This window comes from Streptomyces sp. NPDC002092 (assembly GCF_053593775.1).
The window spans coordinates 234109-259993 of the sequence record NZ_JBSFDG010000013.1 but is presented as its reverse complement, the minus strand read 5'-3'; the positions used below and the strand labels follow the sequence as shown (position 1 = coordinate 259993).

General features: G+C 70.9%; 20 protein-coding genes. 5 read left to right on the top strand and 15 right to left on the bottom strand.

Going from position 1 to position 25885, the window contains the following annotated elements:
- Positions 1 to 15: 15 nt before the first annotated feature.
- From ACWCRD_RS29325 to ACWCRD_RS29315, 3 genes are all read right to left on the bottom strand, one after another.
- Positions 16 to 1356 carry a jacalin-like lectin gene (locus ACWCRD_RS29325; protein WP_450968768.1) on the bottom strand — a complete coding sequence of 447 codons (1341 nt, stop codon included), beginning with the start codon at positions 1354 to 1356 and terminating at the stop codon, positions 16 to 18.
- Positions 1357 to 1475: 119 nt separating this feature from the next.
- Positions 1476 to 2024, bottom strand: coding sequence for a hypothetical protein (locus tag ACWCRD_RS29320; protein ID WP_450968767.1), 549 nt, complete (start codon positions 2022 to 2024; stop codon positions 1476 to 1478).
- Between the two features lie 92 nt (positions 2025 to 2116).
- Positions 2117 to 3307 carry a L,D-transpeptidase gene (locus ACWCRD_RS29315; RefSeq protein WP_450968766.1) on the bottom strand — a complete coding sequence of 397 codons (1191 nt, stop codon included), beginning with the start codon at positions 3305 to 3307 and terminating at the stop codon, positions 2117 to 2119.
- Between the two features lie 166 nt (positions 3308 to 3473).
- On the opposite strand from ACWCRD_RS29315, the gene ACWCRD_RS29310 reads away from it, so the two are divergent.
- Positions 3474 to 4532: an alpha-hydroxy acid oxidase gene (locus tag ACWCRD_RS29310; RefSeq protein ID WP_450968765.1), complete on the top strand. Its 1059-nt coding sequence runs from the start codon at positions 3474 to 3476 to the stop codon at positions 4530 to 4532.
- A 49-nt stretch (positions 4533 to 4581) separates the two neighbouring features.
- Here ACWCRD_RS29310 and ACWCRD_RS29305 read toward each other — a convergent pair whose 3' ends face one another.
- The gene (locus ACWCRD_RS29305) at positions 4582 to 5826 is read right to left on the bottom strand and encodes an MFS transporter (RefSeq protein WP_450968764.1); all 1245 of its coding nucleotides are present in this window, start codon (positions 5824 to 5826) and stop codon (positions 4582 to 4584) included.
- Positions 5827 to 6000: 174 nt separating this feature from the next.
- On the opposite strand from ACWCRD_RS29305, the gene ACWCRD_RS29300 reads away from it, so the two are divergent.
- On the top strand, positions 6001 to 7539 hold the full coding sequence (locus tag ACWCRD_RS29300; protein WP_450968763.1) for a CYTH and CHAD domain-containing protein: 1539 nt from the start codon (positions 6001 to 6003) through the stop codon (positions 7537 to 7539).
- Between the two features lie 145 nt (positions 7540 to 7684).
- On the top strand, positions 7685 to 8467 hold the full coding sequence (locus ACWCRD_RS29295; RefSeq protein ID WP_450968762.1) for a VOC family protein: 783 nt from the start codon (positions 7685 to 7687) through the stop codon (positions 8465 to 8467).
- A 7-nt stretch (positions 8468 to 8474) separates the two neighbouring features.
- Here ACWCRD_RS29295 and ACWCRD_RS29290 read toward each other — a convergent pair whose 3' ends face one another.
- The 5 genes from ACWCRD_RS29290 to ACWCRD_RS29270 all read right to left on the bottom strand — a co-directional run bounded on the left by ACWCRD_RS29290 (position 8475) and on the right by ACWCRD_RS29270 (position 13236).
- Complete coding sequence (locus ACWCRD_RS29290; RefSeq protein ID WP_450968761.1) at positions 8475 to 8765, bottom strand: hypothetical protein; 291 nt, start codon at positions 8763 to 8765, stop codon at positions 8475 to 8477.
- Positions 8765 to 9769 carry a substrate-binding domain-containing protein gene (locus ACWCRD_RS29285; RefSeq protein ID WP_450968760.1) on the bottom strand — a complete coding sequence of 335 codons (1005 nt, stop codon included), beginning with the start codon at positions 9767 to 9769 and terminating at the stop codon, positions 8765 to 8767. Before ACWCRD_RS29285 ends, ACWCRD_RS29290 begins: the two co-directional genes overlap by 1 nt.
- 286 nt (positions 9770 to 10055) lie before the next feature.
- Positions 10056 to 11324 carry a sugar ABC transporter permease gene (locus tag ACWCRD_RS29280; RefSeq protein WP_450968759.1) on the bottom strand — a complete coding sequence of 423 codons (1269 nt, stop codon included), beginning with the start codon at positions 11322 to 11324 and terminating at the stop codon, positions 10056 to 10058.
- 5 nt (positions 11325 to 11329) lie between these two features.
- Positions 11330 to 12109, bottom strand: coding sequence for an ATP-binding cassette domain-containing protein (locus tag ACWCRD_RS29275; protein ID WP_450968758.1), 780 nt, complete (start codon positions 12107 to 12109; stop codon positions 11330 to 11332).
- 38 nt (positions 12110 to 12147) lie between these two features.
- Entirely contained in the window at positions 12148 to 13236 is a 1089-nt protein-coding gene (locus ACWCRD_RS29270) for a substrate-binding domain-containing protein (protein ID WP_450968757.1), read from the bottom strand.
- Between the two features lie 251 nt (positions 13237 to 13487).
- Between ACWCRD_RS29270 and ACWCRD_RS29265 the strand changes: the two genes are divergently transcribed.
- Positions 13488 to 16022, top strand: a complete 2535-nt coding sequence (locus tag ACWCRD_RS29265) for a SpoIIE family protein phosphatase (protein ID WP_450968756.1) — start codon at positions 13488 to 13490, stop codon at positions 16020 to 16022.
- A complete protein-coding gene (locus ACWCRD_RS29260) occupies positions 16019 to 17101 on the top strand; it encodes a sugar ABC transporter substrate-binding protein (protein WP_450968755.1) in 1083 nt (360 codons plus the stop codon). Before ACWCRD_RS29265 ends, ACWCRD_RS29260 begins: the two co-directional genes overlap by 4 nt.
- A gap of 24 nt (positions 17102 to 17125) precedes the next feature.
- On the opposite strand, the gene ACWCRD_RS29255 is transcribed toward ACWCRD_RS29260, so the two are convergent.
- The 6 genes from ACWCRD_RS29255 to ACWCRD_RS29230 form a co-directional block, all read right to left on the bottom strand.
- Entirely contained in the window at positions 17126 to 18250 is a 1125-nt protein-coding gene (locus tag ACWCRD_RS29255; protein WP_450968754.1) for a glycoside hydrolase family 53 protein, read from the bottom strand.
- Between the two features lie 166 nt (positions 18251 to 18416).
- Positions 18417 to 19682 (bottom strand): carbohydrate ABC transporter substrate-binding protein, encoded by a 1266-nt coding sequence (locus ACWCRD_RS29250; RefSeq protein WP_450968753.1) that lies wholly within the window; start codon positions 19680 to 19682, stop codon positions 18417 to 18419.
- Positions 19679 to 20707, bottom strand: a complete 1029-nt coding sequence (locus ACWCRD_RS29245; RefSeq protein ID WP_450968752.1) for a hypothetical protein — start codon at positions 20705 to 20707, stop codon at positions 19679 to 19681. The genes ACWCRD_RS29250 and ACWCRD_RS29245 overlap by 4 nt, the downstream gene beginning before the upstream one ends.
- Positions 20704 to 22098 (bottom strand): vWA domain-containing protein, encoded by a 1395-nt coding sequence (locus ACWCRD_RS29240; protein WP_450968751.1) that lies wholly within the window; start codon positions 22096 to 22098, stop codon positions 20704 to 20706. The genes ACWCRD_RS29245 and ACWCRD_RS29240 overlap by 4 nt, the downstream gene beginning before the upstream one ends.
- A 74-nt stretch (positions 22099 to 22172) precedes the next feature.
- Positions 22173 to 24482 (bottom strand): tetratricopeptide repeat protein, encoded by a 2310-nt coding sequence (locus tag ACWCRD_RS29235; protein ID WP_450968750.1) that lies wholly within the window; start codon positions 24480 to 24482, stop codon positions 22173 to 22175.
- Between the two features lie 38 nt (positions 24483 to 24520).
- On the bottom strand, positions 24521 to 25840 hold the full coding sequence (locus ACWCRD_RS29230; RefSeq protein ID WP_450968749.1) for a S1 family peptidase: 1320 nt from the start codon (positions 25838 to 25840) through the stop codon (positions 24521 to 24523).
- Positions 25841 to 25885: the final 45 nt, after the last annotated feature.

The following is a 25885-nucleotide window of genomic DNA, read 5'->3' as shown; positions in this document are numbered from 1 at the left end:
TGCCCGTCAACTGCCTTACCGCTGGGTGTAGATGAAACCGACCTTGTCGACCTCGTCGCCCGTGCGTCCGTGGAAGCCCGCGATCTGCCAGCCCGAGGGGGCGGTGCGGGTCACGCAGTCGGAGGTCGTGGTGCCGCCGGCGAGGGTGCGGCCGAGGTTGGTGGTGAACTTGGCGTAGAAGATCCGCGTGTGGCCGTCGTACGCCCCCTGGCAGAGCTGACCGCTGGTCACGTACTCCCCGCTGCCGAGGGTGAGGGAGGACGCGGTGCCGCCCGTCCCGCCGTGCGTGAGCGTGCTGCCGTTCGCGAGGGTGAGGCTCAGCTGGTCGACCCGGGAGCCGGAGCGCAGCGCGATGGTGGTGGCGCGGGCGCCGGCGGGCACGCTGTTGATGTCGTTGTAGTAGTCGCCGTGCGGGCCGCCGAACTGGTCGCTGAGCTGGTAGGCAGGGTTGCGCGACCAGTTGAAGCCGACGGTGATCGGGTCGTGGTCGGAGAGCATCAGCCCGGCGTCGGTGAGGAACTTGGCGTGCTCGTTGTTGTACGACGTCGCGCCCAGCGAGACCAGCCTGCTGCTGCGGTAGAGGACCTTGTCGACGACCTCGCAGGTGTTGGGCACGGTCGGCCCGGACTGGTCGCAGACCAGGGCGTCGCTGCCCTTGGCGGGCGGGGTGCCGCCTCGTATCAGCTGCACCCAGGCGTCGGTGAGGCCGTTGGCCGCCGCGAACTCCGCGATGGTGTCGGCCGAGCGGGTGTAGCGGGTGTTGGTGTCACCCATGACGACGACGGCGTTGCCCGCGGAGTGGGTGTTGATGAAGGCGGTGAGCTGGTTGAGGTTGTCGGCACGGGAGGCCTCGTCGCCGTCATTGGTGCCGGCGTTGGTGTGCAGGTTGTAGAAGTCGACATAGACGCCCTCGGCGAGGCGCTCGCGCATGAAGGTGAAGCCCTTGGGGGTGAGGCAGTCACCGGAGTCGACCTGGCAGGAGTTCCAGTGGACGCGCTCGAAGTCGTCCGTGTCGTAGGGGATTTTCGACAGCGTGTTGAGCCCGCTGCCGATGCCCGCGCCGCCGCTGGTGGGGGTGCGGTAGGCGTGCGCGGTGTCGGCGGCGTAGAGGTAGGAGTGGTAGTTGAAGTCCTCCTCGGCATGGACGATGTCGTACGGGGCTATGCGCTGCCCGATCGCCGTGGTGCTGGACTCGCGGGGCGTCGGCGCGCTGTTGATGGCCGCGGGCAGTCCGGCCACGTTGTAGCTGAGGACGTTGAAGCTGCCGGAGTCGGCCGCCGCCGCGGTGGGCGCGGCGGCGGTGAGCCCGCCGAGGACGGCGGTGGCCGCCGCCAGGCAGGCGAGGAGTCTGCGCATGGGGTGTGTCTCCTGTGGAGGGAAAGCGGTTTCGGCGTGAGCCTGACAGAAGTTACCGCCGGTTACCCCAGGCGTGTCGAGTGTTCGGACGCTCTTTCGCAGGAGTTGTCGCTGAGGACTCATCCCTGCGTGGTGTACGGCACCACGCTCACGCGCAGTGTGAAGGCGGCGCGTGCGGCGCCCGCCACGTCCGGGGCCTTCGCCAGCGCGGTGACCACGGCCTCGCCGCCGCGGGTGCCCGCGCACCGCAGTGCGGCGTGTGCCGTTCCGCCGGCGTCCAGCCGCCATCCGGAGGCCGGCACGAGAGCCGGTGCGGAAGTGTTCACGCCCTCCCACCGCTTGTCGTCCGTCCGGGGCCGCAGGACGAGGGACACCACGGTCCCCGGTCGCACGCACAGCCGCTGCTCGACCGCATCCCCGGGGGCGACGCTGATCTCCGTGTGCCCGGCGGCACAGTGGCCCGCCGGAGTCGAGGACGCCGTGGCTGACTTGCCCGGGCCCGGCCCGGAAGGGGACGCGGGCGCGGCTGTGGGTGCCGTGGAGGACGGCCGTGCCGAGGTGCCGCCGGACGCCGACGCCGGTCCCGTGGATCCGCCGCCCGCCGACGTGCCGCACGCCGCCAGTACGACGATCCCGGCGATCATCCAAGCCCCGGACCACCACCGCATGCCAGTTCCTCCCGACCCGCTCGTACCGAAGACAGCATCCCGCGGAATCCGGCCGGCAGCAGCGGGCCGCCGCCACTTTTCACGGCAGGACGCTAGTTGAGGGCGCTGCCCTTCTTCCAGGTGACCCAGGGGACGTTCCAGTCGCCGTAGCCGTTGTTGGCCGCGACGGTTTCGACGGAGTGGACGACCGTGACCGGGTCGCCGAGGTGGACCCGGCCGTAGAACCACTGTGCGTCGCCGGTGCTCATGCCGATGCAGCCGTGGCTGCCGTTGACCACGCCGAACTTGCCGTCGTTCCAGGGCGCCGCGTGCACATAGGTGCCGGACGGGGTGAGCTGGACGTCCCATTTGACCGCGCCCAGGTCGTACGCCTCGGGGCCGAAGATCCGCACGGTCGAGGAGTCCATGCGGATGGTCGGCACCTTGCCCAGGACGACCATGGTGCCGTTCCAGGTCTCGTAGCCCTTCTTGCCGCTGGAGACCTTCAGGGTGCGCAGCGTCCTTCCGTTCTTGCGCACCGTCATCGTTTTCGTGGTGACGTTCACCGTGCTCGTCACGGCGTCCCCGATGCGGAAGTCCACGACGCGTTGCTGGGTGCCGTAGAGCCCGTTGCCCGCGTTCACGCCCGCCAGGTCCATGCGCAGCGTGACACGGGTGCCCGGCTGCCAGTAGTTCACCGGGCGGTAGTCGATACGGTCCTTGCCGTCGCGGTCCTTCATCCAGCTCCAGGCGCCCTGGACCGCGGGGGAGGCGGTGACATGGAGCTTCCGCTCGATGGCCGCCTTGTCGCGGATCGGCTTGTTGAAGGTGATCGAGACCGGCATGGCGATACCGACCGTCATGCCCCCGTCGGGGTGGTACTCGCCGACGAAGGCGTTCTTCGGCGTCTCGGTGGTGAAGGAGGCGGTCTTGTCGAGAGCCGACCCGCCGTCCGTCTTGCCGTGCGCCGTCACCGTGTAGGTGGCGCCCGGGGCGAGCGGCGTGGTCGAGGTCCACACGGACCTGTCCTCGGACCAGGTGCCGGAGATCCGGCCCGGGCCCGGGGAGCCCACCTGGACGGAGATCAGGGATCCGCCCCGTGCGTGCACCGTCACCTTCCGCCCGACCGGCACCCTCGCACTGCCGGCGTCGGGCTGCACGACTATCGCGGGCGGTCCCCCCTTGTCCCCGCCGTCCGCATCGCCGCCCGAGCTGCAGGCGGCGAGAAGGACGGCGGCGGCCGACGCGAACGCGAGCGGAGGTGCGGTCCGGCGGCCCCGCGATGCCGGCAGGCGCTGTCGCATGGGACTCTCCCCTTCCCCAAGGGCTTGCTTGCGTTTCCTGGTGCGTTGCTTTGTCGCTTTCCTGGTACCCCGGGAAGGCACCCGGCCGACCGGCCCATCGGGTGACTGCTTAGGGTGGGCGCACCTGCGCCCTCTCCTTGGGCCACGATTCGACTGGGGGTCGGCGGTGACGGAGATCGGTCGCTGGACGGACGGTCTGGAGGAACAGGCCGCTCGCGCTCTGCCGCCCGAGATCTACGGCTATTTCCGCCGAGGTGCCGGCCAGGGCATCAGCGCGGCCGAGGCGGCCACCAGCTGGGACCGGCTGCGACTGCGGCCCCATGTGCTGCGCGACGTCTCCGTCTGCGACACCTCGACGACCGTGCTGGGCACACCGGTCGGCACCCCTGTCCTCGTCGCGCCGAGCACCTTGCAGCGCCGCGCCGACCCGGAGGGCGAGGCGGCCACCGCGCGCGGTGTCGCCCGTGCAGGATCGCTATTGGCGGTCACCTCCAACACGGCGATCCCCTTCTCCGCGCTGCCGGCGAGCCAGGCGCCGTGGTGGGTGCAGGTCTACGTGGCGCGGGACCGGTCGCTGACCGTGGAGGTGCTGGAGCGGGCGAAGGCCGCCGGTGCGCGGGCGGTGGTGCTCACGGCCGACACCCCGGTCATCGGCTCGCACGGCAGGCCCGGAGCCCATGTGGCGGACTTCGTCGGACCGGAGGACCTGTACGGCAACATCACCGGCATCCCCGCCCCGGAGGCGGCTGAGCACGCGCCCGACCTCACTCCGGACGTGATCGGCCGGCTGGCCGAGCAGACGGGACTCCCGGTCGTGGTCAAAGGCGTGCTGCGCGGCGACGACGCGCGCGAGTTCGCGGCAGCCGGGGCCTCCGGGCTGCTGGTCTCCAACCATGGCGGACGGCAGCTGGACGGGCTGGTGCCGACCGCCTGGGCGCTCCCGGAAGTCGTCGACGCGGTGGCCGGCACCGGCACGGAGGTCTACGTCGACGGCGGCCTGCGCCGGGGCACGCACATCCTGGCCGCTCTCGCGCTCGGCGCCCGCGCGGTGTTCGTCGGACGGCCGGTGCTGTGGGCACTGACGGTCGCCGGGGACGCCGGAGTTGCCCGGTTGCTCGGCGAGCTCACCGGCGAACTCGCCGAGGCGATGCGTCTGACCGGCATGTCGTCCCTGGACCGGGTGACACGTGATCTGCTCTGGAGCGGGCCTCCCCCTGTGAGCTGAGGGTGCGGCGAGTGCCGAGGGCCGGGGCCTTCGGTGGCCGTACGGCGTGTTACTCAGGTGTGCCGTGCGATGCCCGCGCCGATGTCGCCGACTCGGCTGCCTTGCTGCCGGGGGTCCGGGGGTAGTCCCCCGGAAAACGCAGCGCCAGCCCGATGAGCGCGGCGACCGCTGCCAGTGCCGCGACGCTGGTGAGGGCGGTGGGCAGGGAGAACCAGTCGGCCATGAAACCGATCGCGGGCGGGCCGAGGAGCATGCCGCCGTAGCCGAGGGTGGAGGCGGTCGCGACGCCGCTCGGGCCGGCGAGCATCCCGGCACGTTCGACAGCGACCGGGAAGAGGTTGGCGAGACCGAGTCCGGTGACGGCGAAGCCGATGAGAGCCGCCCACAGGGAGGGCGCCAGGGCCCCGGTCAGCATGCCGAGTGCGGCGGTGGTGCCGCCCGCGATGACGGTGCGGGTGCGGCCGAGACGTTCGAGCAGGGTCGTCCCCGTCAGCCGCCCGACGGTCATGGCGAGCGCGAAACAGGAGTACCCCAGCGCCGCGGCTCCCGCGGAGGCGCCCAGGTCCTGTTCGAGGTGCAGTGCACCCCAGTCGGCCATGGCCCCCTCGCCGTATGCCGTGCACAGGGCGATGAGGCCGAAGACGGCGACCAGCACGCGGCGACGACCGTCAAGGCGGCGCGGACCGTCCTGTGCGGGGTCGCCTGCCGGCTCGGGAGGCTTAGGTGGCTGCCGACGCAGCAGGGAGCGCCCTGCCACGGACGTCACGACGAGCCCGATGATGGCCAGGCCGAGGAGATGCCGGGTCGGGGAGAGATGTCCGGCGACCAGTCCGCCGAGCCCGGCGCCGAGCATGCCGCCCAGGCTGAAAGCGGCGTGGAAGCTCGGCATGACCGGCCGCCGCAGGGCGGTGACGAGGTCGACGGCGGCGCTGTTGAAGGCGACGTTGATCCCGCCGTAGGCGGCGCCGAAGACGAGGAGCACGGCGCCGAGCGCGACCGCCGAGTGGGTCAGCGGCGGCAGGGCGACGCTCAGGGACAGCAGGATGCCGCAGATCACGGTGACGGCGTGGCTTCCGTAGCGGCGGCACAGGCGTCCGGTGAGCATCATCGTGATCACCGCGCCGGCGGACACACCGAGCAGGGCGAGCCCGAGGACGCTGGCGGAGGCGCCGGTCTGTTCCTTGATCGCGGGGATGCGTACGACCCAGCCGGCGAAGACGAAGCCGTCGAGGGCGAAGAAGACGGTGAGGGCTGTGCGGAGCCGGGTGAGGTCGGTGTTGTTGCTGCCCGGCACGACGTTGTGCGTTCGGGATTTGTTTATTTGCGGCACAAAACCACGCTAGGGGGACGCGGAGAGCAGGGCAAGGGATTTGCTCCGCCTGCATGGGAGGCTCGGTGACGAGGATGTCGAGGGCCTGTGGGGGCCCTATCCGTGTTTGAGCCGCGCTGAGGCGTGTACGCGACCGGTATGACCCAGTCGAAGCGTGAGACAGAGCGAAAGTACGATGCTCCGTCGGCCGATGACACCTCGTGGCTCCCGGAGCTCACCGGCGTGGACGGCATCGTGTCGGTCGTGGAACAGGGCACCGATGAGCTGGATGCCGTGTACCACGACACCGAGGACCTGCGGCTGGCCGGCGCGACGGCCACGCTACGGCGCAGGAGGGGCGGACCCGATGCCGGCTGGCACCTGAAGCTGCCCCTGTCCAAGGACAGTCGGGAGGAGGTGCGGGCGCCGCTGTCCGAGACGATTCCGGAAGCACTGCGTGACCTGGCCCTTTCCCGTACCCGCGGGGCAGAACTGAAGCCGGTCGTCCGCATCAGGTCCACCCGCGCCACGCGGCACCTCGTCGATCTCCAAGGCGCGGTCCTCGCGGAGCTGACCGTCGACGAGGTCCGCGCCGAGTCCCTGCGTGGCACGACCACACTGGCTGCCTGGACGGAGATGGAGGTCGAGCTCGCCGACGATGCCGATCCGGCACTCCTGGACGCCGTGGACAAGACGCTGCACAAGAACGGCATCGACCGTGCGGCCAATCCGTCCAAGCTGGCCCGGGCCCTGGAGCAGACAGGAGTGGGCGGGCCGCGCCTGCCCGACCCCCGTGCCGAGGCCGTCGTCCCCGGGTCCGCCGGCGACGACTTCCTCAGGTACCTGGACGAACAGGTGCAAGCCGTGGTGCGTCTCGATCCCGCGGTGCGCCGTGACGTGCCCGACTCGGTGCACAAGATGCGCGTCGCCTGCCGCCGGCTGCGCAGCACCCTGCGTTCCTACCGGTCGGTGCTGGATCGTGAGGTCACCGATCCGATCCGCGACGACCTCAAGTGGCTGGGCGGCGAACTGGGCGCGGAACGCGACCAGGAGGTCCTCATGGAACGGCTCGGTGCGCGCATCGAGGCCCTGCCCGCGGAGCTGGTTCTCGGGCCGGTCGCGGCCCGGTTGAAGGCGTGGAACGTCGCCAGCACCGACGAGGCGCGCCGACGCACCCTGGAGGCACTGCACACACCTCGCTATCTGGCCCTGCTGGACTCCCTGGCCGCGCTGACCGAGCAGCCGCCGCTGCGTCGCAAGGCCGCCCGCAAACCGGACAAGGCGATGGCCAAGGGGATCTTCAAGGAGTACGACCGGCTCGCCGGTCGGGTGGCACACGCGCTGGAACTCCCGCCCGGACCGGAACGCGACACGGCCCTCCACGAGGCCCGCAAGTCGGCCAAGAAGACGCGCTACGCCACCGAACCTGCACGTGCCTCGCTCGGCAAGCCCGCGAAACGGCTCGGCAAGCGTGTGAAGGCCGTGCAGAAGGTGCTCGGTGACCATCAGGACAGCGTCGTGGCCCGGGACGCCCTGCGGAAGCTGGCCCTGGCGGCGCACGCCGCGGGGGAGCCCGGTTTCACCTGGGGCCTGCTCTACGGCCAGGAACAGGGCGTGGCCAGGGAGCGCGAACGCGAACTGCCGGCCGCATGGGCCGATGCGTCGAAGCCGGGCCTGCGCAAGGGGCTCGCCCCCTGACGGGTGCCCCGCTCAGGGGTCCGGTCGGATGCGGGACGCCCGCCCGGGTGAAACCCCCCGGGCTCCCGGCCTGTGCACCGGGCCCGGTCCGGGCGGGGCGGCATCGTGGCGGAGTCGCGACACCGGACTTCGCAGGAGGAAACACATGCTCGGCACCGACTTCCGCACCGGATCACCCAACTGGATCGACCTCGGCAGCCCCGACACGGACGCGGCCGCCGCGTTCTACGGCGCCGTCTTCGGGTGGCAGTTCGTGTCCGCCGGGCCCGACGCCGGCGGGTACGGGTTCTTCCAGAAGGACGGGAAGACCGTGGGTGCCCTCGGGCCGCTGGGCGAGGAGGGCGCCCGGTCGGCCTGGACGACGTACTTCCAGAGCGACGACATCCAGGCCACCGCCCGCCAGGTGATCGAGGGTGGGGGCACCGTCCGCGCCGAACCCATGGACGTCATGGGTCAGGGCTGGATGGGCCAGTTCACCGATCCCCAGGGCGCACAGTTCGCCGTATGGCAGCCGGCGAAGACGAAGGGGCTGGAGAAGGCGTCGGAGGACAACACTCTGGTGTGGGTGGAACTGCACGTCGCTGACCCTGAGGCGGCGATCCGCTTCTACGCCGGTCTGTTCGGCTGGCGTTCCCAGGAGATGCAGGCACCCGGGATGACGTACCGGGTGCTCAGCATCGAGGACGGCGACCAGCAGGAAGGCTCCTTCGGCGGTGTCGCCCCGCTCCAGGGCGAAGGCGAGGAGACGCGCTGGGTGCCGTACTTCGCCGTGGCCGGCGCCGACGCCATCGCGACGAAGGTGCAGGAGAACGGCGGGTCGGTGCTCATGCCTGCCTCGGATGTGCCGGACGTCGGCCGGATCGCCTGGCTGGCCGACCCCGCCCAGGCGGTGTTCGCCGTGCTGAAGCCGAACCCGCGGCAGGGGTGACGGCTCCTCAGGTGCGTGTCGGAGGTCGGCGCTGTTCCGCCTCGTCCGGGAAGCACCGGGCCACCTCCGCGGCCTCGCAGGGCAGGGCGTCGTGAGCGGTGCGCGGCTCGGTGTACGTCAGTTGCGTGCCGCTTCCCGCCCGGCTGAGGACCAGGTCGCCGGGCTGGTAGAAGGGCCCGGCCAGGCTCGGGGTGGCCAACAACCGTACGACCGGCGGCCGTTCAGCGGTACGCCCGTCGGTCTCCCTGGAGCCGGGGCCGGCGGTGAGGTCCGGCTCGGCGTGCTGGGTCCTACTCATCACCGGGTGCCCTTCGCCGCGAAAGTGGCCACGGCGTCGACGTTGTCCTTCGTGATGAAGGCGGGCCCCGTAAGTACGGGGGCCGTGCCGCCCCCGCTGAAGTTGCCGTTGGTCCTGTACAGCCACAGGGAGTCGACGGCGAGGTAGCCCTGCAGGTAGGGCTGCTGGTCGACGGCGAACTCGATGGTGTTCTTCTGGATGGCGGCGACCAGGTCCTTGTTGAGGTCGAAGGTGGCGACCTTCGCCTTGCTGCCGGCGTCGGTGAGGGACTGCACGGCGGTCAGCGCGATGGGGGCGCCGAGGGTGACGACCTGGTCGATGGAGGAGTCCTGCTTCAGCTTCGCGGTGATGGTGGACTTCACCGAGGGCATGTCGGTGCCGTTGACGTAGAGGATGTCGGTCTTGCCGTGGAAGCCCTTCTTGAGGCCGGCGCAGCGGGCTTCGAGGGCGACCTGGCCTTGTTCCTGGATGACGCAGAGAGCGTGCTTGGCGCCGAGTTGGTTCAGGCGTTGGCCGAAGGCCTGGCCGGCGATGTTCTCGTCCTGGCCGAAGTATTCGAGCATGCCGAGCTTCTGCCAGTCGCCGACACCGGAGTTGAAGCCGACGACGGGGATGCCGGCGGCCTTGGCCTTGTTGATGACGTCCTTCATGGCGGTCGGTTTGGCGGCGGTCAGGGCGATGCCGTCGACCTTCTGGTCGATCGCGTTCTGCACCAGGTTGGCCTGGTTGCCCGCGTTGGGGTCGCTGGAGTAGACGAGTTTGATGTTGTCCTTGGCGGTGGCGGCCTGGGCGCCCTTGCGGATGAGGTCCCAGAAGGTGTCGCCGGGGGAGGCGTGGGTGACCATGGCCACCGTCATGCGGGGTGTGGTGGCCTTGCCTGCGGAGGCCGCCGCGTCGCCTTCCTCGGACTTCTTGCCGCCGGAACTGCTGGAGCAGCCGGTGGCGAACAGGGCGCCGACGAGAGCCGTGGCGGTCAGAGTGGCGGCTCGGTGGTGTCTGTGCATGTCCCTTGCACCTCACTGTGCTGGTCAGGGGGATGGGAATGGGGCGTGGGCCTTGATGGAGTTGCTGAAACTCGCTGGAAGAGCTCCGCCCGGTCCGGCGGGATGGGCGAGCGGCTCGGGAGCGCCGTGTGCGGCGGGGTGTCGTCTGCGGCGGCCGTGGGTGTGGTCCGCTGGATCCCATGGACTAGAGCGCGTTCCTAGCGCGCGCTAGGTGCTCGAACTATGGAGTGCCGCACCGGTGATGTCAGTGAATTTGTCAGGACGTCTCGACAAGAAGGCCGAGGTGTCAGGCCCGCCCGTGCGCCTCCTGAGAGCGTCGTGACAGCGCGTCGATGACCACCGCGGCGAAAAGCACCCCGCCCGTGATGACGAACTGGATGGCCGTGGGGGTGTCCGTGATCGCCATGCCGGACGCGATCGACTGGATGACCAGCATGCCGAGCACCGCGGACCAGGTCGTACCGCGCCCTCCGAACAGACTGGTGCCGCCGATGACGGCTGCCGCGATGGCGTTGAGCAGCAGGACGCCCGAACCCGAGCTCTGGCTGACCGAGGTGATGCGCGAGGCGAGGAACAGGCCCCCGATCGCGGCCATCGTCCCGGAGACCGCGAGCACCGCGGTCTGAATGCCGATCACATTGAGGCTGGCGCGACGGGCCGCCTCGACGCCGCCGCCCAGTGCGTAGACCTGCCGGCCGTAGTGCGTGTGGCGCAGGATGACGTCGAGTCCGGCGACCACCACGAGGAAGATCAGAAGGGCGAGCGGCAGCCCCTGGAACCGGTTGAGCAGATACGCCGTGGTGAAGGCGACCACCGCGAGCCCTCCCGCTCGTACCACGATGTCCCGCATCGACCGGTGCGGCATGCCGGCGGCCGCGCGGCGGCGCCGGTCCAGGTACGACATCACGAAGACGAGGCCCGCCCAGAGCGTCGCCAGGCCGTAGGCGACGGCGTCATTGGTGAAGTAGTAGCTGGTCAGCTTGGCGACGAGCCCGTTCTCGTCGAGGTTGACCGTGCCGCTGGTGCCGAGGACGTAGAGCATCAGACCGTTCCAGGTGAGCAGCCCCGCCAGCGTGACGACGAAGGCCGGTACCCGGGTCTTGGCGCAGGAGAAGCCCTGGAGGGCTCCCGCCGCGGTGCCCGCGAGCACCGCGAGGATCAGGGCGAACCACTCGGGCACGCCGTTGTTCACGGTCAGCACGGCGAAGACGGCCGCGGCGAAGCCACTGATCGAGCCCACCGACAGGTCGAGTTCACCCAGCAGCAGCACGAAGACGATGCCGACCGCGATCAGGCCGGTGCCCACGATGTCCACGCTGAGATTCGACAGGTTCCGGGGCGAGAGGAAATTGTTGTTGAGGGACTGGAAGATGATCCAGACCGTGGCGAGAACGAGGACCACGGGCAGTGAGCCCAGTTCACCGGCGCGGAACCTGCGCCGCAGGAGGTCGGCCCCGTCCTTCACGGCGAGGGTCAGAGCCGCCCGGCCGTGCGGTCCGCGGGGCTCGGCGGCCGCGGCCTCTTCGGCCCGCGTGTTGTCCGTCATGCGGCGCATCCCTTTCACCACGCCTCGTGGGTGGCCGGCCGGCGGGGCACGTTCTCCGTGGCACCGGTGATGGAGGAGATGATCTGTTCCTGGGAGGCGGTGTTCACGTTGAAGAAGCCGTTGTTGCGGCCGAGCCGCAGCACGGCGGCCCGGTCCGCGAGCGCTTTGACGTCCCCCATGTTGTGGCTGATGAGCAGCACTCCCATGCCGCGCTCGCGCAGCGCGTCGACGAGGTCCAGGACCTCGGTGGTCTGCTCGAAGCCCAGCGCCGCCGTCGGTTCGTCCAGCAGGAGCACCCGGGGCTCGCCGAGGAGCGAGCGTGCTATGGCGACCGTCTGGCGCTGGCCGCTGGACAGGGAGACCACCGGGGCGCGCAGGGCGGGCACGGTCCTGGTGAGGCGTTCGAGCAGCTCGATGGTGCGGCTCTCCATCTCCATCTCGTCGAGGAAGCCGAACCTGCGGATCTCCCGGCCGAGGAAGAGATTGCCGACGACGTCGAGGTTCCCGCACAGCGAGAGGTCCTGGTAGACGGTGGCGATGCCGAGATCCCGGGCGTCGTGCGGGCGCCTGATGTGCACCGTTCGCCCCTCCCACTCGATGACGCCCCTGTCCGCGGGGGCGACACCGGAGATCACTTTGACGAGGGTGGACTTGCCGGCGCCGTTGTCGCCGAGCAGGGCGACGACCTGACCGGCGTGGATCTCCAGTTCGACGTCCTTGAGGACCTCGACGGCGCCGAAGCGTTTGCACACGCCGTGCAGCGCCAGCAAGGGGGAATCCGGCACTCGGACCATCTCCTTCCCGGGGCTCGGACTCGGCCGAAGCCGGTTCGTCAGGTCAGTCCGGACCTGCTGCAGGCGGCCTGGAGTCGGGGGACGCAGATCTGCCGGACGGTGTAGAAGCCGTCCTTGACCAAGGTGTCCTTGATGGTGGCGGCGGTCACGGACACGGGGGTGAGCAGGACCGCGGGAACGGTCTTCCCGCCGCTGGTCGTGACCTTGTCCTTGGCGACCTGCTGGAGGCCGGTCCGGCGCGCCGCGGCCACCGCCATGGCGGCACCGGCGGAGGCCTCGGGGCCGAAGGGCTTGTAGACGGTCATGTACTGATCGCCGGCGACGATCCGCTGCACGGCCCCGAGTTCGGCGTCCTGCCCGGTGACCGGGGGCAGCGGGTCGACCTTGTTCGCCTTGAGGGCGGAGATGCTGGCCCCGGCGAGACCGTCGTTGGCGGAGTACACCCCCTGGATATGGGCCACGCCCAGGGCGGCGATGGCGCCGGACATGTTCGTGTTCGCGATCTCCGGGCGCCACTGCGGTGTGTCGTACGCCTTGCCGATCTTCACTCTCCCCGTGAGCACGGACAGCGCGCCCTTCTTGAACGAGACCGCATTGGGGTCGCTGGGATCGCCGTTCATCATGACGATCTGGGGCAGGTGGCCGTGGTTGCCCATGGCCTTCAGCAGCGCTCTGCCCTGGAGTCTGCCGACCTCCTCGCCGTCGAAGGAGACATAGCCCGAGATCGGGCCCTGCGCGAGCCGGTCGTAGGCGATCACCGGGATGTCCGCCCGAGCTGCCGCCTGCACCGAAGTGGCGAGCGATCTGGCGTCCACCGCCACGAGCACGATCGCGTCGACGCCCTTGGTGATCATCGAGTCCATCTGCTCCTGCTGGAACGCCACATCGCCCTTGGCGTTGGCGTACTCGATCGTGCAGCTACGGCACAGCTCCATGATCTTCTTCTCGAGCAAGGGCCTGTCCTGGGTCTCCCAGCGGGCCGTGGTGGCATCCGGCAGCAGCAGGGCGATCTTCGGTGCGGTCCCCCCGTCGGAGGTGCTTGCGGTGCCCGACCCGCAGGCCGACACGGCGACGGCCGTCGAGACCGCGGTCATGACCATGGCCGCGCCCCGTATGCAGGCCTTCATGCGCGAGACCTCCCTCCGAGTGCGGGTCGGGTGGTCACGCCGGCATGGAGATCCAGAGATGCACTGGTCGCTGCCCGCACGCGGCGACACCTGGCCCTCTCACGTGAGCGGCAAGACGACCATGCCGTCAGTGTGGCACCGGCTACGGCGATCTGCGAATGCAGTGGCGGTTTGCTCAGATATGCGATTCTGTTGTGGGGACGCCCGATCTCAGCCGCATCCGCGGCACGGACGGGAGGTAGGTTGCGGACATGCCTGAAGACGGCGGTGCCCCGGCCGGAGTCTCTCAGCTGCGGGCATCGGGAGCCGATGCCGCGGACGCGGGCGGTCTGCCCGCGGTGCCGCAGGCGGCAGCGGAAGAGCGCGCTCTGACCTTCGCCGGGGTGGCCATGGCAGCCGTCTATGTGCCCGCCGGTGACACGGACGAGCTGCGCCTGGCGGAGACGGCCCGCTGGACCGTTTCCGACTACCGGCTGCCCGAGTGTCTGCCCCTGCCGGGAGGCTCACCCGCCGCGCACGCCTTCCGCACCGACCGGCCGCTGTGGCTCACCCCTGCGGAACTGGCCGACCACTCCCAGGGCGCGCCCACTCCACCGCACACGCAGGCCTCGCTCGGTGCCCTGCCGCTGGAGGCGGACGGCAGCCGGCTCGGCTGCCTCGTCGTCGTGGGCGCCGATGCGGACGGCTTCGAGGACGAGCAGCGCCGTTTCCTGGAGCGGTACGCCGACGCCGTCGCCGGTCTGCTGCTGGCCGCCGCCGGCCGGTCCCCGCCGTCGCCGCTGCTGGGTCCCGCGCTGCGGAGCCTGCGCGTCGGCTCGTTCGTACTGGTGCCCGACACCGGTCTGATCGACGCGGACGACGCCCTCCTCGAACTCCTCGGTATCACGCCGGCCGACTTCGACGGCAAGGCCGACACCCTGCTCGCGCACGCCCTGCCCGAGGACATGCACGCGCTGGTGTCGGTCCTGGAACCGGCTCCGCAGGCGTTCGGCCGGCGGGAGCTGGAGTTCCGGGTGCGCGGCCCGACGGGGGAGATGCGCTGGCTGAGCCTGAGCTGCCGGGTCCTGGCGGGCACCGACGAACGCCCCGAGCAGGTGCTGGGCGTGGTGACGGCGACCTCCGTGCTGCGCCGCGGCCCCGACGACGTCTCCAGGATCCAGTGGCTGACCGCCGCACTGGACGACGCCACCACCGTCCGTGACGTCGGCCGTGTCGTGGTCACCGCGCTGCGGGAGCCGCTGGGCGCCGACCGGGTGGCCCTGGCGGAGCTGCAGGGCGACCGCCTCATGGTCACAGTGCTCGATCCGCCGCAGCCTGCCGCCTGGCCTCAGGCCTGGCGCGCCGAGTGGCGTACCGAGTGGCCCGACGCACCGGTCAGCGCTCTGCCCACCCTCCAACTCGCCCTGCGGGACGGACGGTTGGACCTGTGGCCGGCCGGGACGGCCTTCGAACCGAACCTCGCGGGCATCGGCGACGGAGGTCTCGCCGTCCTGCCGCTGCCCGCCAAGGGCCGGGTCGCCGGCCTCTGCATGGTCGGCTGGGACCAGCCGCACGAGTTCGCCCCCGACGAACGGTCCCTGCTGACCGCCACCGCGGCGCTGGTCGGACAGGCCCTCAAACGGGCGCACGAGCACGACGCCGAGCAGGAACTCGCGACGATGCTCCAGCGCAGCCTGCTGCCCCGGCGCCTGCCCGAGCTGCCCGGCGGCACGGCCGTGGCCAGGTATCTGCCCGCCAGACGGGGCCTGCAGGTGGGCGGCGACTGGTACGACGTCATCGCCCTGTCCGAGGACCGGGTGGCCCTGGTCATCGGCGATGTGCAGGGGCACAGCGCCGGAGCCGCGACCATCATGGGCCAGATGCGTACGGCCGTCAGGGCCTACGCGGTGGAGGGCCACCCGCCCGACGTGGTCGTCTCCCACGCCAACCGTCTGCTCGTCGGCATGGAGACCGACCTCTTCGCCACCTGCTGCTACGCCGAACTGGACCTGGAGCAGGGCAACACCCTCTTCGTCCGGGCCGGGCACCTCGCCCCCCTCGTTCGCCACCCCGACGGCAGCACCGAGGAGATCGAGGTCGAGGGCGGACTCCCGCTGGGCATCCTCGACGAGGCGGAATTCCCCATGACAGCCGTCGAGTTGTCTCCCGGCACGGTCCTCGCCCTGGTCACCGACGGCCTGGTCGAGGCCGCCGGCCTGCCCCTCGACGAGGGCATGCGCCAGACCCGCACGGCGCTCGCCGCGGCCGATCCGGAGGATCTGGGGCGCATGGCCGACCAACTGCTCGGCGACGTCGGCCGCCGCGAGGACGACGTCGCGGTGCTGCTGCTGCGCTACGACGGCATGGGCACCCGGCCGATCAGGGCCGGCTGGGTGGTGTGGCGGCTGCCCGACGCCGTCATGCACGCCCGCCGCTTCACCGCCCGCACCCTGCGCAGCTGGCAGGCCGAGGACGTGGCCGACGCGGTCCTGCTGGTCGTGTCCGAACTCGTCACCAACGCCCTGGTGCACACTCAGGGCCCGGTCCGCCTCGACCTCATGCTCCGCGGTGACCGGGTACGGGTCTGCGTGAGCGACTCCTCGCCCCGTGCGCCCGCCAAGCCGGTGATCGTGGACTGGGAGTCGACCGGCGGCCGGGGTCTGCTCCTGGTCGAGGCGATGTCGGAGTCGTTCGGTTCGATGCCGGTGGCCGGCGGCAAACAGGTGTGGAGCGAGATCGTCCTGCCGGGACGAGCACCGGCGCCCACCGCCCCGGGCCCGGGAACGGAACGAGGGGGCCGGCGGTGAGAACCCGCCTGTGGCAGGTCGTCGCCGCGCTCGCCGCGGGACTGCTGACGATGTCCCAGGCCGCCTGCGGAGGAGACGGCAAGGCGGGATCGGGCAGCTTCACCGTCGGCCTGCTGCTCCCGAGCCGATCGGTCCCCCGCTGGGAGCACTCCGACCGGCCGCTGATCGACAAGCGGCTGAAGGAGCTGTGTCCGCGCTGCACCATGGAGTACGCCAACGCCGAGGACGACGCGGACCGGCAGCGGCAACAGCTGACCTCCATGATCACCGCGGGCGTCAGGGTCCTGATCCTCGACGCCGCCGACGCGAAGGCGCTGCGGTCCTCCATCGTCGAGGCCCACCGGGCGGGGGTACCGGTCGTCGCGTACGACCGGCTCGCGGAGGGCCCGGTCTCGGGTTACGTCACCTTCGACGGAGCGCAGGTCGGCAGGCTCCAGGGTGAGGCGCTCCTGAAGGCGATGGACGGGCGGGTGAAGAGCAGCGAGGTCGTCATGCTGAACGGCGATCCGACCAGCCCCAACGCAGCCTGGTTCAGAAAGGGCGCCCTGTCCGTCCTGGCGGGCAAGGTCAGCATCGGCAGGTCGTACGACGTCCAGGGCTGGAGCACGGACGACGCCCACGCCCAGATGTCCGCCGCCGTCGCGGCCCTCGGCCCGGACCGGATCGGCGGGGTCCTGGCGGCCAACGACGCGATAGCCGCGGGTGCCGTCTCCGCACTCAAGAGCGCAGGCGTCAGGCCGCTTCCCCCGGTCACCGGTCAGGACGCCGACCTCGACGCAGTACGGCGCATCGTCGTGGGCGAGCAGTACATGACGGTGTACAAGCCGTTCCGGGCGGAGGCGGATGCCGCCGCCGCCATGGCCGTGGCGCTGGGGCGCGGCGACGATCTGAGCAAGGTCGCCACCACGACGACCGACAGCCCCACGACCAGCCGTATCCCGTCCGTGCTGCTCACCCCGAGGGCTGTCACGGCCCGCAGCATCGAGCAGACACTCGTCAAGGACGGCGTGTACACCGTTGACCAGATCTGCACCCGCGCGCTCCGGCCCGCCTGCCAACGGGCCGGACTCGCGCGCTAGCCACCGTCACGAGGTGATGGACGGTCATGGAGTCCACTTGATGTTCGGGTTCACCCGGCCGGTCCAGTTGAAGGTGGCCATGTTGTCCCAGCCGTCCCCGCTGTTGTTGATGTCGGCGGGATCCCATCCGTTGCCGGGGACCGCGTACCAGGTCGGCTCCCAGTAGAAGACGCCGATCGCGCCCGCGCCGCGGGCCGTGTTCTGCACGGCCGTGAAGTCGGCCGCCTGGCCCTGCCAGGTGAGGGGGTAGCCCGGGCAGCCGGAGGTGACCGAGTTGGCTGTGCCGTCCGCGTTCCCCGTGGTGAAGGGGTACGCCGTCTCGGCGATGATCACGTCCTTGCCGTAGCGGGACTTCATGTCGGACACGACGCTGCCCATGTTGGACAGCGTGCCGTGCCACATGCAGTAGTAGGACAGTCCGGTGATGTCCCAGTTGACGCCCTTGGCCTTGATGCCGTCGTAGAACCAGCGGGCATGCGCGTCGCTGTCCGCGTCCGCGGTGTGAATGACCACCTTGGTGCCGCTGTTGCATGCCTTGGTCGCGTTGTAGCCGGACTTGAGAAGCAGGCTGAGGTTGGTGAAGTCGTTGTTGATCACCTTGCCGTCGTCCCACAGCATGCCGACGTTGATCTCGTTGCCTATCTGCACGCTGTCCGGAGTCGTGCCCTGGGCCTTGAGGCTGTCGCAGACGTCGTAGGTGTAGTTGTAGACGTCGGTCTGCAGTTGGCTGATGCCGTGCCCGGACCAGGCCGCGGGCTTGTACTGCTTGCCGGGATCCGCCCAGGTGTCCGAGTAGTGGAAGTCCACCAGCAGCTTGAGGCCCTTCGCCTTGACCGTCTTCGCGTACGCCAGGACCTTGGCCTTGTTGTTGTAGCCGCCGGCCGGGTTGTTCCAGATCCGCAGGCGGACGTAGTTGACGCCGGCGCCCTTGAGGATGTCCAGCGGGTCCTTGGCGTTGCCGTTCGCGTCGTAGTACTTGGCGCCCAGGTCGAGTGCCCGCTGTGCCGTGGAGACGTCGGCGCCGAGCATGCTGAGCGAGCCCGCGGCGGAGGCGCTCGTCGGCGTGGTGAGCATGGCCGCCGGCAGCGCGGCGGCCACTGCGAGCAGGGCGGCGACCTTCGTGGTGCGCCTGGGGCCGTGCACGGACATCCCGATCTCCTTTGACCCGGCGTCGAGTTGACGAGCGGCAGATGCTGAGAACGCGCACAGTAGGGGACGTTATTGTCATGGGCAATGCAAAAGTGCGTGGAGGGTGGGAAAACTGGGAACGTGCACACCATGAGCGAGGCCGGTCGGCCTCGGGGAGCGTGACCGCTCACCGAGTGCTGCAGACCGTCTTCGGAGCCGCCGTGGGTACCGGCTGCGCGGCCTGCACGCTCTGTATGCCGTTGAGGAGTTCCGGGATCTTGGGGTCCTGGTGCGCGGCGGCCCTGGCCAGGGTCAGCAGGACGGCCTCGTAGAAGGCGTCCCGGACGGCCGGGGCCATGACGTCGGAGGCGTCCAGGCATCGCGGTCCGTCACCGGTGAGCCGCCCGGCGATCTCGTCCTCGACCCGGCCGTCGTGGGGATGTACCTGCCGATTGGCCGAGAAGACGTGCGCCACCTTCGCCCACTGCTGCTGGCCCTCCTTGGAGGCCAGTCGTTCGATGAGGTCCCTGGCCGGGCGGCGGTCGCTGAACAGTGCGGCGAAGTCTCCGGTCACCTCATGGGCCCGGACCTGCTCCGGGCCTGCGGGCAGCAGCGGAGCGGAGTCCATCAGCTCCGCATGCTTCGCGTCGGCCTGTCCGTAGAAGGAGCGGGCGAAGGAGCCCTGGTGCTCCAGGGTGCATCCGCGCCGACCACCGAACAGCAGCCCGTTGCTGCCCGGGGCGCCGCGGTGATCGGTGAGCAGGGCGTCCGCGGCCGCAGCCCTGTTCTGCTCGAACGGACGGGCCCATGCCTCCCAGGCGTCGCGCACCGCAGCACTCGTCCACCACTCTTCCTTCTTGTTCTTGCCCAGCGCCCACTTTCCGTAGATGTCCGGGCCCGAGCGCTGCAGCACCAGGTCCTCGATCCAGTCGGTGCCGGGCCAGCCGGAGGCGCCGTCGTCCCCCATGCCGATGCACCAACTCTGCAACGGTGCCGGTGCGTTGGCGGGCTTGTGGCCCTGTCGGTACCAGACGATGCTCTTCAGGTCCGCCTTGACCGGGACCCAGTACACGTCCCGGGAGGTCCCGCTCGCCGTGCTCCACGGCGAGCCGTACTGCTGAGGGTCGTAGAGGCCGTTGAGCCGCTTGAGCCGTTCCTGGTCCGCGTACTCGGCGAGTTCACCGATACCCGGCATGATCACGATGTCCGGGGGCTCGCCCGACTGCACCTTGGAGAGCAGCACCTCGCGCTGCGCTGCGGTGCCCTGGTACTGGAAGGGGATGCCGAAGCTGCGCAGCACCTGCTTGAACTGCTCCTCCTGGGTGCCGGTCCACGTCCCGAGGATGGTCACCGGCTGCTGGTCCTCCTGCTCCGCCCACACCACCACGATGCCGGTGACAGCGGTCAGCAGCAGCACCACGACGAACACCAGCACCTTGAACCGCCTGGTCACCGTCGCCTCCAGTAGTCGCTGTCGAGTCGGAGCACGAGCCCTGTCGCGGGCAGGAGGACGACCAGCAGGCCGCCGATCAGGGTGCCCCGGTAGACCCTGTCGGTCCAGGCGTCGTCGGCCAGTTCCCCCCGGACCTCCTCGGACTTCTCCGTGACCTCTTGCTGTGCGCCGACCAATGCGTCGCTGCAGCAGTTCTGACCGGACACCTCGGTGATCGTCTGCAAGTCGCTGAACGCGTTGTCGAGGTCGTCCTCGGTGGAGGAGGTCGTCATCAGCGGGACGACGGCGAGCAGCACCGTGAGGACGAAGCCTGCGAGCAGATACGGATTCCAGTCGCGGCCGCAGCGGTCGCGCAGCACGAACAGCGCGGACATCAGGGTCAACGCCAGGGCTGCCAGGGCGAGTTCGGCGGCCCACCAGCCGCTGCGCTGCACCCACCCCATGGCGGCAGTGGTTTCGGCGTGCTGCAGTTGGATCTGCTGCAGTCGGTCCAGCCGGGGCACGAGTCCCACACCCGGGCGGGTGAGCAGGGACTTCGCCTCCTTGAGTTTCTGCTCCTGCATGTACCGCTGGCCCTGGTACAGGGATGTGCCGAGGTTCACGGAGTTGCCGTAGGTGGCGAGCACACCGTTGACGGTGCCGAGGTCCTGATCCGTGCGGTCCGCGATCCGGGACAGGCTCTGGTCGGCGGCGGAGAGCTGGGACCGGTAGGTCTCGCCGGAGCCCGCGACGCGGATGAGGCCGTTGTGCAGCAGGACCTCGGTCTCCCACTCGGCACGCAACACCGAGAGCCGGGCGGCGGCGAGCCCCTGGACGGCCGGCGCCTCCCGGGACGAGAGCGCCTCGGCGCCGCGCTGGGTCTGGTGGTACGAGAGGAGCAGGGAGCCCACCGCCACCATCGCGCACACCGTCAGCAGCAGGAGGTGCGCCTCCAGCAGCCGGCGGGTCCGAAAGGGGCTCAGGCGTCCGCGCCAGAAGGCGGCAAGGGAGTAGTCGCGCAGGGAGGCGGTGCGTCCGGTCGTCACAGCAGCTCCTTCCCGCAGGCGATGCAGTAGCGGGCCTCGCTCCCGGCCGGGGTCGAGCAGTGTCTGCAGTGCGGGCCCGGCCGCGGGAAGACCGTGTCGGTCAGGGTTCCGCCGGGATAGGACCCGGCGCGCAGGATCATCGGGCGGAGGGCACCGGAGTCGACGGCGGTCGGCAGCCGGACCCGCCCGGCGGCAGCGTCCTCGATGTCGGCGACTTCGCGGATCTCGTCCAGCACCCAGTCCGCCTCGAACTTCTCAGCCATGCTCGCGGCCTGCCCCAAGCAACGTTCCGCGACCTCCCGTTGGCCCTCTTGGAGAGCTTCGAGGCCCTCCCGCAGGGCATTGCGCATGGCGGCGGTGCCGGTCAGGAAGCGTACGCTGGCAGCGCCCGCCGAGGCGTGTGCCGGCGCCGGCCCGGGGCGGTGCCAGCGGGCGACGACGGGCGCATGGACATCGCCGATGGAGACCATGGCGAACTGCAGGTCGGCCTCCAGCGGGTCGGCGTCCGCGTCGGCGACGAGAGTGAGCAGATAGTCGCGCCTGCCCTGCTCCTGCCACTGGTAGGTCGGGAAGCTCCAGTGGTGCGGCCGGTCGGCGTGGGACTGTGCGCGCAGGCGGCGCGGCCGGGGCGCCTTCTCGCTGAGCGAGACCTGGCGCACGGAGGGCCGCACGGTCACCTCGATCGGCAGTTGCGGGGTGTGCACCCGGCGCAGCCGCTCGATGGCGCCGGTGATCGCCCCGCCGAGCCCCTCGTCCACGAACTCGGCGGTGCCGTGCAGCCGTTCGGCAAGGGCCAGCAGCGGGTCGGGGTTCCAGTCCGCGCCCACGGCGAACACATCGCAGGTGAACTGCCCGGCGCAGGCCTCCAGTTCCTCCTCGAGCCGGGTCTCCCCCGGGGCGCTGCTGCCGTCGGTGATCAGCACCAGATGGCGCACGGACAGCGGGCGGCCGGTGAGCAGGGCGCGCGCACCGGCCGCCCAGACGGCGTACCCGGCCGGCCGCGGACCGTCCCGGTGCAGCGGGAGCGCGCCGGCGGCGAAGACGGCCCGGCGCCTCACGGCATGGTCGGCGACGGCCCACTCGGCGTCGCCGCGCGGATAGCACCGCAGCGGCTCGGGCCCCCCGCCGAGCACGGTGAAGGAGATGCCGTCGGGCAGGGCGCGCAGTGCGGCCGGCAGAGCGTGCCGTACGGCCGGCCGGTTTGCCTCGGCTACGTCCACCGCGATGATCACGGCGAGTTCCACCGCGGGCAGGTCGACGGGAGCGCCGTCGGCGGCCATGTCGACCCGCAGATGCGCCTCGATCTTCGCGCTGCGGTGCGGGCGCAGGTCACCGTCGAGATCGACGTGCAGCTGGATGGCCGGCTGCAACGGCAGGGTGTGGCTGCTCATGCCGTACGTCACCGCTCCTTCCCCTTCGTCGCCGTTCGGGCTGCCGGCTGCCGTGCGGTCGGCACGGCGGCCCGTCAGAACACGGTCTGAGGCCGTATCGCGTGCAGCAGGTCCACAAGGTGCTCATGGGCGGTGGCCGACTCCCGGTTGCGGGCGGCCAGTTGCCGGTAGTGCGACTCCAGCCGTCTGCGCAGCTCGCGTTCCGCCGCGCTCATGCGTCTGAGGCTTCGGACATACAGCCGTCCGGCGTCCCCTCCCGCGGGGCCGGGGCGGTCGTCGAGGCTGCGCAGGGCGTCCAGTTTCCACTCGTGCAGTTCGGTGCTCAGGCGGAGCGCCTCGTCCTCGGACAGGCTCGGCTCACCGGCGCCGGGTGTCTGGTGCACCAGGCCGGCCAGCTCGCCCAGCGCCGCGTCGACGTCGGCCGGCGTGGGCAGCTGATCGCGCTGCCCGGGCAGCCGGGCCGCGCGGATGCGCAGGGAGGCGATCCGGGCGACCGTGTGGTCCAGGGTGCCGGGCCGGACCCGGCCGAGCACGTCGAGGGCCGCCGGGCGGTCGCCCGCACGCAGCGCGAGGCGGGCCAGGCCGAGGGCGGCGCCGCCGTGCGCGGGGTTGCGGGCGAACACGGCCTCATACAGTTCCTTGGCGGTCGGCCCGGCCCGGTCGTCGCCGAGCCGCTCCCCGCAGTAGGCGAGGGCCAGTTTGGGCGCGTACTCGCCGGGCAGCTCGAGGTACACCTGGGCGAAGTGGGTCCTGGCCTCGGCGACCTGCCGGGGGTCGTCGTGCAGACCGGCGCTGCGCAGGGCGAGCAGCGCACGGTGCCACTCCAGCCGCCACCGGCGCACGGCGGACGGCCCGGGGATGGAGTCGGCGGTGTCGAGCTCCAGTTGCGCCCGGTTCAGATCGTCCTCGGTGTTCCGGTCCAGCAGGACGCGCACGTTGTGCAGGCAGATCTCCACCGAGCGCGGCTCCCTGTCCTCCTGGTCGAGGAGTTGGCCCGGGTCGTAGCCGCTGCTCACCTCGAACCGGGCGGTCTGCGGATCGCCCGGATAGCGCCGCGGCACCGGCAGACAGCGGGCGATCTCGGCGGGGGTGGGTGCGCCCAGGTCGAGCGCGGGGGCCACCGGCGGTTCATAGCGGAAGCGGCGGGGGCGCTCCAGCCAGTGCTCGATGCCCGGGACCGTGCCGAGCCGGGCACCGAGCAGCTGCGGGGACGGCCGGAAGTGGTCGGAGGGCTCGGGCGGGTCCGTCTTGCCGCGCAACGCACGGATCTCCCGCAGCGCGCCCCGCAGCTGGCCGGCCATCTCCCGGGCGTCGGCGAACCGCTTGCCCGGGTCGGTCCGCACGGCGCGCTCGACGACCTTCCAGAAGGAGGCGGTGCCGAGACCGGGCACCTTGTCGACGGCCCAGCCGCCGAGTTCCCGCAGGGTGACGCCGACGGTGTGCAGGTCGTGGGCGACGGTGGGGCCCGGCAGGAACGCGGTCTCGGGCGCCATGTACGGGGGCGTGACATGGGCCGGGGGCCTGCTCTGGCCGTGTTCGCGCATGCCGCCGAGATCGATGACCTTGACGCCGTCCTCGTGGTGCACGACGTTCGAGGGCTTCAGGTCCCCGTACACGAAGACCCGTTCGCGGCCGGCATGCAGATGGACGAAGGCCTCCAGGATCTGGCAGCCGTACGCGGCGACATGCTCGATGTCGAGGACCGTCTCACCGCGCCTGGTCTCCTCGACGACCTTCTCCAGGGTGCCGTCGCCGACGTCGTCCATGACGATGTGGCCGCCGGTGACCTGGCCGTCGGCGTCGCTGCGGGCGACGAAGTCACGGATCTGGACGATGCGCGGGTGGCGGATCGCGACGAGGTTCTGGCGTTCGACGTCGGCGAGCCGGGCGCCGTCGTGCTCGTACCGGTTGAGCAGTCCCTTGACCGCGACGACGTCACCGAGATGGGTGTCCCGGGCGAGGTAGACCCAGCCCTGGCCGCCGTGCGCGATGGGCCCCATGATCCGGTACTGGTCGCGCAGCACCTCGCCCTCGGCGAGTTCGGGACGGTACGAGTAGGGCTTGCCGCAGACCGGGCAGTGCCCCTCCATCGGCACCGGGCCCTCGGTGTAGGGCGGGGCGAAGGTGATGCCGCAGTCGGCGGACGAGCAGGCCATGGTGATGCGCAGCGGTGCTTCGGGGTCGATGAGGCGTTCCTCAGGGGGGCGCGACACGCGCCGGGGCAGCGAGAGGAGCTCCTCGGGCCCCAGGTCCTGCGGGTTCCCGGGCAGCGCGGGCAGCTCGGGCGTGTCCTCGGCACGGCCGCAGTCGGAGCAGTACCCGGTGGGCAGCACGGTGCCGTCGCAGGGGGCTCCGGTGAAACGCCGGTGCGGGCATGCCGTCATGCTCGCGTCCTCCCGCCGCCCGGGCCGGGCGGAGCCCCTCATCCCTGGCCTCCGTGATGCCGCAGGTCGGCACGCACGGTCTTGATCAGCCCGCGCAGCCGGGACAGTTGCTCGTGCGCTTGCGTGAGGCCTTCGATCACGCGGAGTTCGTGCCGCCGGCGGTCGGCCGTCTCGGTCGCGCGGCTGAGGGAGGCGCTGTCGACGACGCCCCGGCGGATCGTGCGGCCGAACTCCTCGGTCCGCAGGCGGGTGATCAGCGTGTCCGCATGGCCGAGCAGGGCGGGCCGCAGGAGTTGGTCGCGGGCGGCGTTCCAGCCGGTACCGCCCTCGTGGCGGAAGACGAGCAGCAGCCGGACGCCGAGGGCCCGTAATCGGACCAGGAGTTCGATCAGCGGGCCCGGCTCGGGTTCTTCGTCGAGGCCGTCGACGAGGACCGTGACCGGGCGGACGGGCGCGCGGTCGGCCGCCCGTCCGGGCCGGGGCTTGCGGCCGAGCAGCCAGTACCAGTACGCCAGGTACTCGCCGGTCGGGACGGTGATCCGGTCCAGGGCGCGGTCGGCGAGCTCCGGTCTGCTGGCGCCGCCGCGATGGACGACGTCGGCGCGGTGCAGCAGATGGCGCAGCGAGCGGTCCTTGCCACTGCCCGGGGTCACCACGGTGATCTTCACCGGGTCCTCGTCCGGGTCCCCGAACCACCGCATCGACCGCTCCTCGAAGTCGCGGTCCCATGCGGACGGGCGGCTCAACTCCTCGACGAGCGGCGAGAGCGCGGCGATGCGCTCCATGGGGATCAGATACGAGAAGGCGAGCCGGTTCTTCTCGGGCCGCTCCTCGTTCATGTCGCCGCGCCAGCTGACGACGAGGCCGACGACCCGCACGGGAGGTCCTTCGAGCGGCCCGGTGCACACGCCCGCGCCGCTGAAGCTTCGGCGGACCACCTCCGCCTTGGTGACGGCGTCGAGTTGCACCAGATCGCCGCTGGCCCCGCTGATCCGGCCCCACAGGCTCATGCCGTCGTCGAAGCCCACCGCGTAGCCGGTCGCGTACACCTGCATACCGCTGTGCAGTGTGCGCTCGAGCGGGGCGGGGCGCGCCTGCGGGCGGGGGCTGTCCAGGCGCAGCACGGCTACGTCCTCACCGCGGTCAAGCAGCCAGCCGCCGGGCAGGACGCGTGCGGCCACCGGTTCCAGGTCACCGTTCTCCGCGAACTCCAGCCACATGACGGCGTCCGGGTGGTCCACCACATGTGCGCAGGTCAGTGCCGTGTTCTGGTCGACGAGCACGCCGGCCCCGCAGATGGGTCCATGAGCGCCCTCGCGCCGCAGCCTGAGTCTCCAGTCCGCACGCAGTTCCCCCATGGTGTCTCAGGCTACGCTCGGTGCATGCTGCGTCACTAGACTCGT